This is a genomic window from Azospirillum sp. B506 (assembly GCF_000333595.1).
GTDB lineage: Bacteria > Pseudomonadota > Alphaproteobacteria > Azospirillales > Azospirillaceae > Azospirillum.
In genome coordinates, this window is the sequence record NZ_BADK01000702.1 from 1 (window position 1) to 12,294 (window position 12,294).

General features: G+C 67.1%; 13 protein-coding genes and 1 pseudogene. 8 read left to right on the forward strand and 6 right to left on the reverse strand.

What is annotated here, in order from left to right; genetic code table 11:
• Window positions 1–172, reverse strand: a 172-nt coding sequence (locus tag I71_RS36265; RefSeq protein WP_148294317.1) for a helix-turn-helix domain-containing protein, incomplete at its 3' end; no start/stop codon positions are given.
• Between the two features lie 300 nt (window positions 173–472).
• Here I71_RS36265 and aceA point away from each other — a divergent pair.
• From aceA to I71_RS20995, 3 genes and pseudogenes are all read left to right on the forward strand, one after another.
• A complete protein-coding gene (aceA, locus tag I71_RS20985) occupies window positions 473–1,750 on the forward strand; it encodes an isocitrate lyase (protein WP_042697577.1) in 1,278 nt (425 codons plus the stop codon).
• Window positions 1,751–2,326: 576 nt separating this feature from the next.
• On the forward strand, window positions 2,327–2,890 hold the full coding sequence (locus I71_RS20990) for a DJ-1/PfpI family protein (RefSeq protein WP_042697580.1): 564 nt from the start codon (window positions 2,327–2,329) through the stop codon (window positions 2,888–2,890).
• Window positions 2,891–3,216: 326 nt separating this feature from the next.
• Window positions 3,217–4,482: pseudogene (locus I71_RS20995) on the forward strand (methyl-accepting chemotaxis protein); the annotation flags it as partial.
• A gap of 51 nt (window positions 4,483–4,533) precedes the next feature.
• Here the strand turns inward: I71_RS20995 and I71_RS40000 are convergent.
• Entirely contained in the window at window positions 4,534–4,671 is a 138-nt protein-coding gene (locus I71_RS40000) for a hypothetical protein (RefSeq protein WP_244433960.1), read from the reverse strand.
• On the opposite strand from I71_RS40000, the gene I71_RS40005 reads away from it, so the two are divergent.
• Window positions 4,649–4,852: a hypothetical protein gene (locus I71_RS40005; protein ID WP_244433961.1), complete on the forward strand. Its 204-nt coding sequence runs from the start codon at window positions 4,649–4,651 to the stop codon at window positions 4,850–4,852. The genes I71_RS40000 and I71_RS40005 overlap by 23 nt on opposite strands.
• Before the next feature lie 53 nt (window positions 4,853–4,905).
• Here the strand turns inward: I71_RS40005 and I71_RS21000 are convergent, their stop codons facing one another.
• Both I71_RS21000 and I71_RS21005 read right to left on the reverse strand, forming a co-directional pair.
• A complete protein-coding gene (locus tag I71_RS21000; protein ID WP_042697583.1) occupies window positions 4,906–5,820 on the reverse strand; it encodes a prephenate/arogenate dehydrogenase family protein in 915 nt (304 codons plus the stop codon).
• 101 nt (window positions 5,821–5,921) lie between these two features.
• Complete coding sequence (locus I71_RS21005) at window positions 5,922–6,833, reverse strand: hydrogen peroxide-inducible genes activator (RefSeq protein ID WP_042697586.1); 912 nt, start codon at window positions 6,831–6,833, stop codon at window positions 5,922–5,924.
• A gap of 250 nt (window positions 6,834–7,083) precedes the next feature.
• On the opposite strand from I71_RS21005, the gene ahpC reads away from it, so the two are divergent.
• Window positions 7,084–7,647: an alkyl hydroperoxide reductase subunit C gene (ahpC, locus tag I71_RS21010; protein ID WP_042697589.1), complete on the forward strand. Its 564-nt coding sequence runs from the start codon at window positions 7,084–7,086 to the stop codon at window positions 7,645–7,647.
• 434 nt (window positions 7,648–8,081) lie between these two features.
• Window positions 8,082–9,677 carry an alkyl hydroperoxide reductase subunit F gene (gene ahpF, locus I71_RS21015; RefSeq protein ID WP_042697591.1) on the forward strand — a complete coding sequence of 532 codons (1,596 nt, stop codon included), beginning with the start codon at window positions 8,082–8,084 and terminating at the stop codon, window positions 9,675–9,677.
• A gap of 58 nt (window positions 9,678–9,735) precedes the next feature.
• Here ahpF and I71_RS21020 read toward each other — a convergent pair whose 3' ends face one another.
• Window positions 9,736–10,104 carry a hypothetical protein gene (locus I71_RS21020; protein ID WP_042697596.1) on the reverse strand — a complete coding sequence of 123 codons (369 nt, stop codon included), beginning with the start codon at window positions 10,102–10,104 and terminating at the stop codon, window positions 9,736–9,738.
• Between the two features lie 185 nt (window positions 10,105–10,289).
• Window positions 10,290–11,195, reverse strand: a complete 906-nt coding sequence (locus tag I71_RS21025) for a LysR family transcriptional regulator (RefSeq protein ID WP_042697599.1) — start codon at window positions 11,193–11,195, stop codon at window positions 10,290–10,292.
• A gap of 107 nt (window positions 11,196–11,302) precedes the next feature.
• Between I71_RS21025 and I71_RS21030 the strand changes: the two genes are divergently transcribed.
• Both I71_RS21030 and I71_RS21035 read left to right on the forward strand, forming a co-directional pair.
• A complete protein-coding gene (locus tag I71_RS21030) occupies window positions 11,303–11,626 on the forward strand; it encodes a nuclear transport factor 2 family protein (protein WP_042697601.1) in 324 nt (107 codons plus the stop codon).
• Window positions 11,623–12,294: SDR family oxidoreductase (locus tag I71_RS21035; protein WP_042697604.1), on the forward strand; the 672-nt coding region annotated here is incomplete at its 3' end. The genes I71_RS21030 and I71_RS21035, both read left to right, overlap by 4 nt.

The following is a 12,294-nucleotide window of genomic DNA, read 5'->3' on the forward strand; positions in this document are numbered from 1 at the left end:
GACTGCTGGCCCAGCTTCGCAGCAGCGGCACGGTGACCGGGCGCTGGTTGTGCTCGATCAGGTTCAGGTAGCTGGGGGAGATGCCGAGCTGGTCGGCCATCTGCGCCTGGGTCAGCCCCTGGTCGCGGCGCAGGCGGCGGACCTTCGGCCCCAGCATCGCCTTCTTCTCCATGCTCGCCACCGCGACCCTCCGCTTTACAAGATTTACCGATTTACAGCTTTGTGAAGACGGCAGTTTACAAACGGACCTTTTTACAAACAAGGGCTTATTGCAACGCACTCGGGCCGGGTTTAAGTCTTGGTTCACGGCCGCGCTGTAAAGCGCAAGCAGCCCCGAAGACACCGGACGGCAGAGCAAGGCGGGAGGAAACGCCACTGCCCACAACCGGTTCCGGGACCGACAAAAGGCCCGCCCCGAGACCCCAGGCCCGCCCCGACCGACCGGGCGCACCGGACAAAAGGAACCTGACCCATGTCGCTCGATGAAAAGACCAAGACCGCCATCCACGCCGCCCGCTACGAGGGCATCCGCCGCGACTACACCATGGACGACGTCAAGCGTCTGAGCGGCTCGGTCAAGATCGAGTACACGCTGGCCGAGCTGGGCGCCCGCCGCCTGTGGGAGCTGCTGAACACCGAGCCCTACATCAACACGCTGGGTGCTTTGACCGGCAACCAGGCGATGCAGGCGGTCAAGGCCGGCCTGAAGGCCATCTACCTGTCGGGCTGGCAGGTCGCCGGCGACGCCAACACGGCGGGCCAGATGTACCCGGACCAGAGCCTGTATCCGGTGAACTCGGTCCCGGCGGTGGTCGAACGCATCAACAACACCTTCAAGCGCGCCGACGAGATCCAGACCTCCGAGGGCAAGGGCGACACCTACTGGTTCGCGCCGATCATCGCCGACGCCGAGGCCGGCTTCGGCGGCCCGTTGAACGCCTTCGAGCTGATGAAGGCGATGATCAAGGCCGGTGCCGCCGGCGTGCACTGGGAAGACCAGCTGGCGTCCGAAAAGAAGTGCGGCCATCTCGGCGGCAAGGTTCTGATCCCGACGCAGCAGCACATCCGCACGCTGAACGCCGCCCGTCTGGCCGCCGATGTCTGCGGCACCTCGACCCTGGTGATCGCCCGCACCGACGCGGAGTCGGCGCAGCTCATCACCTCGGACATCGACGAGCGTGACCATCCCTTCATCGATTTCGACAGCGGCCGCACCACCGAGGGCTTCTTCCGCCTGAAGAAGGGCATGGGTGTGGATCACTGCATCGCCCGCGGCCTGTCCTACGCGCCGTACTCCGACCTGATGTGGTGGGAGACCTCCAAGCCGAACCTGGACGAAGCCCGCCGCTTCGCCGAGGCCGTGCACAAGCAGTTCCCGGGCAAGATGCTGGCCTACAACTGCTCGCCCTCCTTCAACTGGAAGGCCAACCTGGACGACGCCACCATCGCCAAGTACCAGCGTGAGCTGGGCGCGATGGGCTACAAGTTCCAGTTCGTCACGCTGGCCGGCTTCCACAGCCTGAACTACTCGGCCTTCACGCTCGCCAAGGGTTACGCCGAGCGCGGCATGGCCGCCTACTCCGAACTGCAGCAGGCCGAGTTCGCGGCCGAGAAGGACGGTTACACCGCCACCAAGCACCAGCGCGAAGTCGGCACCGGCTACTTCGACGCGGTCGCCACGGCGATCTCCGGCGGCACCTCCTCGACCACCGCGTACAAGGACTCCACCGAGGCTGACCAGTTCCATTGATCGCAGGTTCCGATCGACGGGATTGGTCCGTGGTCCAGTGTGCGAGCTGGATCTTTATCGAACGGCTGATGCTTTGACTTGCCGACGGCCGGGGGCCTTCCCCCCGGCCGCTTTTTTGTCTTCATCCCACGCCGAAGTCTGGTTCTTTCGGAATAACCCATCGGTGAAGCCACGCCCCCATGGTATGGCAGCTCTGCGCGACATCAACCGGTGGTACGGTCCGCATCGGCCGAAAGTCTTGAACTGGGCTGGAAAATGCGGCCGGATCCACCGACTGCGGCGGATTCCGGAGCGTCCCGGCTTTGGGTGCGCCGCGGAATCCCTTGTTGACTTGGGGCCGTATCGGGACCAATTAAGTCCGCATGCTGAAAACAAACCGATCCGGGACGTAAAGGTCCCACACGCCGGCACCCCGACCTCGGGCCACCGGCGGGCGGAACTGGCCGCCGCGCACCCCCCTGCGCGGCGATGACCGTTTCCCGACCGCCACCCTGCCCCGGCGGGTTCTCCCCTGGCCGACAGGCCATGGGGGATGCTCCGGCGTTCTTTGGTGAAACGATGAAAGGACAAGACAGTATGGATCAATCGCTCGCAGGAAAGTCCATCGCCATCCTCGTCTCCAACGGCTTTGAAGAAGCGGAGATGACCGAGCCGCAACGCGCCCTGATCAAGACGGGTGCGACGCTGCGTACCATCTCCACCGAGACGGGTCTGGTCAACGGCTGGCACGGCAAGTCCTGGGGCCATTACTTCCCGGTGGACAAGCATCTGAGCGAGGCGCTGGGCGCCGACTTCGACATGCTGCTGCTGCCGGGCGGTGAGCGCAGCGTGGCGAAGCTGCAGCAGTCGGCCCACACCCGCCGCATCGTCGGCCACTTCCTGGATGCCGGCAAGCCGATCGCCGCCATCGACCAGGGCATCCAGCTGCTCGCCATCCCCGGCAAGCTGCGCGGCCGCCTGCTGGCCGCCCCGGAAGCCTACCGCGCCGATCTGACCGCCGCCGGCGGCCGGATCAGCGACGAGGCTCTGGTCGTCGACGACATCACGGTCTCGGCCCTGGGCCAGGACCAGCTGAACGAGTTCGTCGAAGCCGTGGTGAAGCTGTTCACCGAGCTGGGGTCCGTTCGCAAGGCCGCCTGATCTCCATCCTCAGACGGTCCCGAAACGGCCGCCGCACCACCCGGGTGCGGCGGCCGTTTCGTTTTCGGGCCCTGTTTTCAAGCGTCGGTCACCACTGGCTGTGACCATTGGCCGATCCACCGGATTTCCGAGGAATTCGCTCACCTTCCGCGTTGATAATTTTAAACGTTCGGATTAGTAAGATTGAGGGTCGAACAATACCTTCGCATGGATAATGATCCTGCCGAAGGTTTGCCGGGGGTGCGGGCAAGATGGCTAAGATTCAAGCATTCGGGCGACTGACCATCCGCGCCAAGATCATTGTCGCAGTGCTCGGCACCGTGGTGATGGCGGGTGCCTTCGGGCTTTTCACGCTGAGCCGTCTTGAAATCCTAAACAATGCCGCTGAAACCATGCGCAGCCGATCGCTGCCGGCGACCCAGCTGGCCGGTCAACTGACCTCGGCCGCCCAGAGCCACCGCATCGCCGAGGCCGCCTATGCGCTCGCCACCAACGAGATGCAGGTGAACCAGGCCGAAAAGGGCTGGACCGAGGCGGTGGCCGAAGTGACGGCCCGCCGTCAGGCCGCCGGAGCCCGCTTCACCGGTGGCGAGGGTGCCGCCCGGCTGGCCGCCTTCGACGAGGCCTGGACCGCCTATGCCGCCGCGGCCGACCGCGTGCGCAGCCAGGCCCGCGACGGCAACGCCCAATCCGCCGTCAGCGTTTTCAAACGCCCGAGCGCCGTCGCCTTCGCCCGCGTGCAGGAGGCATTGGACGCTCTGGTCGACGGCACGATGGCCGATGCCGGCGCCGTCGCCGACCAGGGGGCGGCGGTCTACAACAGCGCCCACGGCATGGTTCTCGGCGGCGTGACTCTCTGCACGCTGCTGGCTCTGGGCTTCGGTGCCGTACTGGTGCGCGGCATCTCCCGTCCGATCCTGGACGTGGCGAGTGCTTTGGAGCGGCTGGCCGCCCGCGACTTCACCGCCAGTTTCGAGGCCGGTCTTGGGGAAGGCCGCCGTGACGAGATCGGCCGGATGGCGACCGCCGCCCGCGTCTTCCGCGACAGCATGCTCGACAGCGAGCGCCTCCAGCAGGAGCAGGAACGGCTGAAGGCAGCGGCCGCCGAAGAGCGCCGCCGCGAGCTGCGCACGCTCGCCGACGGTTTCGAGGCGACGGTGAAGCGGCTGGTCGAAGCGCTGTCGGCCTCCACCGCCGAGATGGCCGCCGCCTCGTCCGCGATGGCGGAAGGGGCCGCCGAAACGGCGCGCCATTCCGACGCGGTGTCGTCCGCCGCCGGCCGGGCCTCGGCCAATGTGGACAGCGTCGCCGCCGCCACCGCCGAACTGTCGGCCAGCTTCGCCGGCATCGCCCGTCTGGTCGCAGACTCCGCCGCCATCGCCGCCGACGCCACCCGCGACGCCGAACGCAGCACCACGGTCATGGGCAGTCTCGCCGAGGCGGCGGAGGAGATCGGCAAGGTCGTCGACATGATTTCCGGCATCGCCGGCCAGACCAACCTGCTGGCGCTCAACGCGACCATCGAGGCCGCCCGCGCCGGGGAGGCGGGGAAAGGCTTTGCGGTCGTTGCCAGCGAGGTGAAGCAGCTCGCCGGCCAGACCGCCAAGGCGACCGCCGAGATCCAGGCGCGCATCGCCGAAATTTCAAAACGCCTCGGGCACCGCGGTCGACACCATCGGCGCCGTCACCCGCACCATCGCCCGGCTGAACGAGATCTCCAGCGAGGTCGCCGCCGCAGTCGAACAGCAGACCGCCGCCGTGGGCGAGATCGCCGCCAACATCCAGGACGCCGCCGACGGTACCCGCAGCGTCTCCGACAACATCGCCGCCGTCACCGCCGCCGCCGCGTCGGCCGAACAGGCCAGCGGCGTGATGGTGCGCTCGGTGGACACCGTCACCGGAGATGCCGGGCGGATGCGGCAGGAGGTGGACGGCTTCCTGGGAGCGTTGCGGGCGTCGTAATTTCCCTCTCCCCGGGGGAGAGGGGGCATTCCTCAACGGGTTTCCTACTTTCCTCACGCCTGCTTGGCGTCGATGATCCCACGCCGCACGGCACGGGTCTTGGTGAAGTGCTCCTGCAGATGCTCGCCCTCGCCCCAGCGGATGGAACGCTGCAGTGCTGTCAGATCCTCGGTGAAGCGCTGCAGAATTTCCAGAACCGCCTCGCGGTTGTTCAGGAAGATGTCGCGCCACATCACCGGATCGCTGGCGGCGATGCGGGTGAAGTCGCGGAAGCCGCCGGCCGAGAATTTGATGACCTCGGACTTGGTGTCCTCCTCCAGGTCCGACGCGGTGCCGACGATGGTGTAGGCGATCAGGTGCGGCAGATGCGAGGTGATGGCCAGCACGCGGTCATGGTGGCTGGCCTCCATGATCTCGACGGTGGAGCCGACGCGGCGCCACATCTCCGTCACCCGGTCCAGGGCCTGCTGGTCGGCGCCGCTCGGCGGGGTCAGGATGCACCAGCGGCCCTGGAACAGGCTGGCGAAGCCGGCCTCCGGCCCCGAATGCTCGGTGCCCGCCACCGGATGGCCGGGGATCAGGGGAACGCCGTCGGGCAGGTGCGGCCCGATGTCGCGCAGCGTTGCCTGCTTGACCGACCCGACGTCGGTGACGATGGTCCCCGGCGTTAGCAGCGGCCCGATCGCCTCGCCCACCGTGGCATAGCTGCCGACCGGCGTCGCCAGCACCACCAGCTCGGCCCCGGCCAGCGCCGTCGCCGGATCGGTGGAGGCCTCCGCCACGATGCCCAGCTCCAACGCCTTGGCGCAGGCGTCGGCACTGCGGTCGGCGCAGACCACCTGCCGCGCGATGCCATACTCCGTCAGCGCCCGCGCCAGGGAGGAGCCGATCAGACCGATGCCGACGATGGCGACGCGGTCGAACAGGGGGCCAGGGGCGAAAGCGCTATCGGCAATGGCGGTGGACATGACGCTGGGTGTCCCGGAAGAGGCATGAACGGGTGAAAAACCGCACCGTTTAAACCACCTCGCGCCCGTCGGACCAAGCGATACTTTGATCGGGGTGCCGCTCAGCCGTCCTTCGGCGTCATCTCCGCCCGCAGCGCTTCGGCAAGCCGCTGGAAGGTCTCCTTCCGCCCCGAGGTTTTCCTCCAGGCCAGCGCGATCCGCCGCCCCGGCCGGTCGGCGGCCAGCGGGCGCACCGCCAGATCCAGCCCACGCAGGATGCCCGAATCGACCGCCATCTGCGGCAGCAGCGTCACCCCCAGCCCATTCGCCACCATCTGCACCAGCGTGTGCAGGCTGGTGCCCTGGAAGGCGGTGTTGTGCGGCGTGCTGTCGAGCGCGCAGGCGGCCATGGCGTGGTCGCGCAGGCAATGCCCGTCCTCCAGCAGCAGCAGATCCTCCGACGGCACCGTCACCGGCTGCGCCGGGTCGCCGCCGCTCAGCCGGTGGCCGCTGGGGCAGACGAAGGAGAAGCGGTCCTCGGCAATGTCCTCCGTCTCCAGGTCGCCCATCGGATAGGGCAGGGCCAGCAGCGCCGCGTCCAGCTTGCCGGCGTTCAGCTGCTCCAGCAGCCGCGCCGTCTGGTCCTCGCGCAGGTAGAGCCGCAGGCGCGGGAAGGTCTCGCGCAGGGCCGGCATCACGCGGGGGATCAGGAAGGGGCCGATGGTCGGGATCACCCCCAGATGCAGCGCCCCCGACATCGGGTCGGCGGCCGAGCGGGTGATGTCCACCAATTCCTCCGCCCCCTTCAGAAGCTGGCGCGCCCGGTCCGCGATCTCGCGGCCGAGCGGGGTCGGCAGCACCGAGCGGCGCGTGCGCTCAACCAGCGTGGCGCCCAGCAGGTCTTCCAGCTCCTGCAAACCGGCGCTCAGGGTGGACTGGCTGACGAGGCAATCCTCCGCCGCCTGCCCGAAATGGCAGCGGTCGACGACGGCGACGAGATAGCGGAGCTGGCGCAGGGTGGGGAGCGGTTTCATGCCCGGTTATGTAATCGGATTTATCGATCAGTTCAATTGGTATTTTCTACTTCTCTTGATCACAGAATTCCCGTATTCCTCCATCCGTCAACGGGACAACGGAACGACGCCCCGCTTCCTGGCCACATGGCAGGACCCCTTGTTCGACGTGGTGCGCCGCACTAAGTCGGGCATGTCACGGCCACCGGCCGGGGCCAGCGGCCAGGGATTGGGGCGACAACCAATCATCGCACCTCATCGGAGAACACAAATGTCCTTGATCAACAGCGAGATTAAGCCCTTCAAGGCGACCGCGTACAAGAACGGCAAGTTCATCGACGTGACCGACGCCGACCTGAAGGGCAAGTGGTCGGTCGTGTTCTTCTACCCGGCCGACTTCACCTTCGTCTGCCCGACGGAGCTGGAAGACCTGGCCGACAACTATGCCGAATTCCAGAAGCTGGGCGTCGAGGTCTACAGCGTCTCGACCGACACCCACTTCTGCCACAAGGCCTGGCACGACACCTCGCCGGCCATCGGCAAGATCGGCTACACCATGATCGGCGACCCGACGCTGGCGATCAGCCGCAACTTCGAGGTTCTGATCGAGGAAGTCGGCCTGGCCGACCGCGGCACCTTCGTCGTCGATCCGGACGGCAAGATCCAGATCGTCGAGATCACCGCCGGTGGCGTCGGCCGCGACGCCAAGGAGCTGCTGCGCAAGATCAAGGCCGTGCAGTATGTCGCCGCCCACCCGGGCGAGGTCTGCCCGGCCAAGTGGCAGGAAGGCGAGAAGACCCTCGCCCCGTCGCTCGACCTCGTCGGCAAGATCTAAGGTTTCCTTCGGGAATCCCAAGGATCGGGGGCCGGCTCCGGCCGGCTCCCACCCCCGCAGCGAAGGCGGGTTTACAGGCAGCACCCTTGGACAGGCCGCCTTGAAACACAGGACTGGCCGCAAGGCAGGTTTTTCGGGCCGGCTTTCAAAGCCCCCCCGCAGGTCCGGTCATCGGTTTCCCCATCCCCGCGAAGGTGGGCACCCAGGCGTGCGTTTTGGCCGCGCGTTTTGTCGCAGTCTTTTTTGAAGTCCACATCCCCACTTGGATCCCCGCCTGCGCGGGGAGGACGATGACGTTCGGACCGTTTCACTGTTTCAAAACCAAACCGCCCGCCCGACCGGCTCTTTTGACTCGGGCCACCATTTCTCCGCCCGGACCGCCGCGACATGACGCAGGTGATCCGCCCGGACACGAGACGTTGGGAACGAAAGCCATGCTGGACGCCAATCTGAAGACGCAGTTGAAGGCCTATCTGGAGCGCATCACCAACCCGATCACGCTGGTGGCGTCGCTGGACGACGGGGCGAAGTCGCAGGAGATGCTGGGCCTGCTGGAAGACATCGCCTCGCTGTCGGACAAGATCACGCTGGACCGCAACGGCGCCGACGAGCGCCGGCCGTCCTTCGCCATCAATCGCAACGGCAGCGACATCGGCGTCACCTTCGCCGGCCTGCCGATGGGGCACGAGTTCAACTCGCTGGTGCTGGCGCTGCTGCAGGTCGGCGGCCACCCCTCCAAGGAATCCGAGGAGCTGCTGGAGCAGATCCGCACCCTCGACGGCGAATTCCGCTTCGAGACCTATTTCTCGCTGACCTGCCAGAACTGCCCGGACGTGGTCCAGGCGTTGAACCTGATGAGCGCGCTGAACCCGCGGATCAAGCATGTCGCCATCGACGGCGCCCTGTTCCAGCAGGAGGTCGAGCAGCGTCAGGTGATGGCCGTCCCCACCGTCTTCCTGAACGGCGAGCCCTTCGCCCAGGGCCGGATGGACGTGGCGCAGATCGTCGCCAAGCTCGACACCGGCGCCGTCGCCCGCGCCGCCGAGAAGATCAAGACCAAGGCCCCGTTCGAGGTGCTGGTGATCGGCGGCGGCCCGGCCGGCGCCGCGGCCGCCATCTATGCCGCCCGCAAGGGCATCCGCACCGGCGTCGCCGCCGAGCGCTTCGGCGGTCAGGTGCTCGACACCATGGCGATCGAGAACTTCATCTCGGTCTCCCACACCGAGGGGCCGAAGCTGGCCGCGGCGCTGGAGCAGCACGTCAAGGACTATGAGGTCGACGTGATGAACCTGCAGACCGCCACCGCCCTGGTGCCGGCATCGCAGGAAGGCGGGCTGATCGAGGTGAAGCTGGCGAGCGGCGCCTCGCTGAAGTCGCGCACGGTGGTGCTGTCGACCGGCGCCCGCTGGCGCTCGATGAATGTGCCGGGCGAGGCGGAATACCGCAACAAGGGCGTCGCCTACTGCCCGCACTGCGACGGTCCGCTGTTCAAGGGCAAGCGGGTGGCGGTGATCGGCGGCGGCAACTCCGGCGTGGAAGCGGCCATCGACCTCGCCGGCATCGTCTCGCACGTCACGCTGATCGAGTTCGACAGCCAGCTGCGTGCCGACGCGGTGTTGCAGCGCAAGCTGCACAGCCTGCCCAACGTCACCGTCCTGATGTCGGCCCAGACGACCGAGGTGCATGGCGACGGCAACAAGGTGGTCGGGCTGTCCTACAAGGAGCGCAACAGTGGCGAGCTGAAGCGGGTCGATCTGGAAGGAATCTTCGTGCAGATCGGCCTGGTGCCGAACACCGAATGGCTGAAGGGCACGCTGGCCCTGACTCCGCGCGGCGAGATCGAGGTGGACAACCGCGGCCAGACCTCGCTGCCCGGCGTCTTCGCCGCCGGCGACGCGACGACGGTGCCGTTCAAGCAGATCGTCATCGCCATGGGCGAGGGTGCCAAGGCGGCGCTGGCCGCCTTCGACCACCTGATCCGCACCGTGCCGGCCGAGGAAACCGTGCGCGAGACCATCGCGGCGGAGTGAGTGAGCTGAGATGAAAAAAAGCCGGCGGCCCCTCGCAGGACCGCCGGCTTTTTTGCGATTATCCCTCTTTCTTCACCGCTGCCTTTTCCTTGTCCACCGCATCCAGAATCCGCTGCAACGCCTCGGTGCTCAGGGCCGAGTCCATGGTCAGACCATCGCCGAACTTGCGCAGCGCGCCGACGACACGGCGCCGCGCCACGAACTCGTCGTCGCCCTGCTCGAACGGCTCGACCACCGGACCCTTGTAGTAGCTGCCGCGGAAGCCCCACTGGCGGCGGCCGTCGGCCCGCCATTCGCTGCCGTCGGACAGCACCATGCAGCGCCCCCCTTCGGTGTAGCGTTCCACCGTGGCGATGGATTGCGGAATGGACTGGCCGCTGCGGATGGTCACGCGGTCGCCGACACGGAAGCTGGCGGCAGTGAACATGCTGTCTCCCTGAATGGCGCTTGCCCTCAACCGGACAGGAACGCCGCAAAAATCGCGAAGACGCTGTTGTCCACCAGTTGCGTTCCCGAATCCAGCGCCATGTCCCGCTTTTCAACCACTCCCCTGACGAAGAGGGGCCACTGGCTGCTTCGAGGCGGAAACCGGCCATTGCCCCCGCCGACGGATCACCGACCCTTCCTCGCGCCGAGTTCGCGGGCAAGGCAGATGAACGCCCTGAAGGCGGCGGAAGGGTTGCGCCGTCCGGGATAGTAGAGGCAGAGCCCGGCACGCACCGGGGTCCAGTCATCGAGCACAGGGACGAGACGGCCCGTCTCGATGTCGGTGCGCACGTCCTGCTCCATGAAGAAGCCGAGGCCGATGCCTTCCAGGACGGCGGTCCGTGCGAGACCGGCCTCGTCCAAGGTGATCGGTCCGCACACGTCGATCTGCGTCGCCTGCCCATCCTTCTCGAAGTGCCAGCGGTACAGGGCGCCGTTCGGCAGGCGGACACGGATGCAGGGATGGTTGAGCAGGTCGGACGGGACGCGGGGCTTCTCATGCCCCTCGAAATATGCCGGCGAGCCGACGACGGCATATCGCTGCGGGCGGCCCAGGGAAATCGCGATCATGTCGCTGGGCACGAGGTCGGCGACCCGGACACCGAGATCGAATCCTTCGGCGACGATGTCCACCAGCCGCCCTTCGGTGACGAGATCGACATGCACCTGCGGATTCCGGCGGAGGAACTCCAGCACGAGCGGCGAAAGGATCTCCCGCGCCGCCATGGCGAACGCATTGATGCGAAGCGTGCCCGACGGCGTCGTCTGCTGCGAGCGCACGGCTTCCAGGGCGCCGTGGACATCCTGCAACGCCGGGCCGACCTGCTCGACGAACAGCCGTCCGGCGTCGGTGAGCGAGACACTCCGCGTCGTGCGGTTGAACAGACGGACGCCGAGGCCCGCCTCCAGCTTCCTGACGGCGTTGCTGAGCGCGGTCGTGGACATGCCCAGATCGAGTGCCGCGGCACGGAACGAGCCCCTGCGCGCAATGGCGAAGACGGCGTCGAGATCGTTCAGGTCGGCCCGTTTCATTGTCCCGTAAATCGGAATTCCTCATCCCGTTTTATCCCGATTATCGAAACGGATGTCCATGCTCATTTTGGACGGGACGGAGACACCCCGATCAGGACACATGAGCAATGAGACTTCCTTCACCGATCCTGGCCTATATCGATGCCGACCGGAGGTGCGACGGCGCGGCTCTGGTCGCCGCCTTCGCGCCCGACGCCGTCGTCAGGGACGAGGGACGGTCCCATGTCGGCCGCGACGCCATCGATGCGTGGTGGCACGCCGCGAAGGCCAAGTACGCCCATGTGATCGAACCGCTCGAACTGTCCGAGACGGGCGGGGTTGCCGAACTCCATGCAAGGGTATCCGGGCGGTTCCCCGGCAGTCCTGCCACGATGGTTTTCTCGTTCCGGGTCGCAAACGGGCGGATTGCCGGACTGGAGATCGCCCCATGACCGGGTTCATCCGCCTTGACGGCAAGAGGGCGCTCATCACCTCCGGCACGCGCGGGGCCGGCGCGGCCACCGTCACCCTGTTCCGCCAACTCGGCGCCCGCGTGCTGACCACCGCCCGATCCCGGCCCGACACGCTCGGCGAGGAGATGTTCGTCGCCGCCGACCTCGCAACTCCGGAGGGCTGCGCCACGCTCGCCGCCGCGGTCCGCGAGCGATTGGGCGGGATCGATGTCGTCGTCCACATGCTCGGCGGCTCATCCGCCCCGGCGGGCGGCTTCGCGGCGCTGAGCGACGCGGAATGGGCCAGGGAGATCGATCTCAACCTGATGCCCGCCGTCAGGATCGATCGCGACCTCGTGCCCGCGATGGTGGCCCAGGGCCACGGCGTGGTGATCCATGTGACCTCCATACAGCGCCAGCTGCCGCTGCCGGACGCGACGACGGCCTATGCCGCTGCGAAGGCCGCGCTCTCGACCTACAGCAAGAGCCTCTCCAAGGAGGTCTCGCCCAAAGGCGTGCGTGTTGTGCGCGTGTCCCCCGGCTGGATCGAGACCGAGGCGGCGGTGCGGCTGGCCGAGCGGCTCGCGGCGGAGGCCGGAACCGACTACGAAGGCGGAAAGCGGATCATCATGGACTCGCTCGGCGGCATTCCGATCGGCGGGCCATCC

What these genes read in the sequence shown, in the direction of transcription:
- ahpF (WP_042697591.1), top strand. Translation starts at nt 8,082, where the DNA reads ATGCTGGACGCCAATCTGAAGACGCAGTTGAAGGCCTATCTGGAGCGC.
- ahpC (WP_042697589.1), top strand. Translation starts at nt 7,084, where the DNA reads ATGTCCTTGATCAACAGCGAGATTAAGCCCTTCAAGGCGACCGCGTAC.
- I71_RS40000 (WP_244433960.1), bottom strand. Translation starts at nt 4,671, where the DNA reads ATGTTGGCGGCGATCTCGCCCACGGCGGCGGTCTGCTGTTCGACTGCG.
- aceA (WP_042697577.1), top strand. Translation starts at nt 473, where the DNA reads ATGTCGCTCGATGAAAAGACCAAGACCGCCATCCACGCCGCCCGCTAC.
- I71_RS20990 (WP_042697580.1), top strand. Translation starts at nt 2,327, where the DNA reads ATGGATCAATCGCTCGCAGGAAAGTCCATCGCCATCCTCGTCTCCAAC.
- I71_RS21000 (WP_042697583.1), bottom strand. Translation starts at nt 5,820, where the DNA reads ATGTCCACCGCCATTGCCGATAGCGCTTTCGCCCCTGGCCCCCTGTTC.
- I71_RS21030 (WP_042697601.1), top strand. Translation starts at nt 11,303, where the DNA reads ATGAGACTTCCTTCACCGATCCTGGCCTATATCGATGCCGACCGGAGG.
- I71_RS21005 (WP_042697586.1), bottom strand. Translation starts at nt 6,833, where the DNA reads ATGAAACCGCTCCCCACCCTGCGCCAGCTCCGCTATCTCGTCGCCGTC.
- I71_RS21020 (WP_042697596.1), bottom strand. Translation starts at nt 10,104, where the DNA reads ATGTTCACTGCCGCCAGCTTCCGTGTCGGCGACCGCGTGACCATCCGC.
- I71_RS21025 (WP_042697599.1), bottom strand. Translation starts at nt 11,195, where the DNA reads ATGAAACGGGCCGACCTGAACGATCTCGACGCCGTCTTCGCCATTGCG.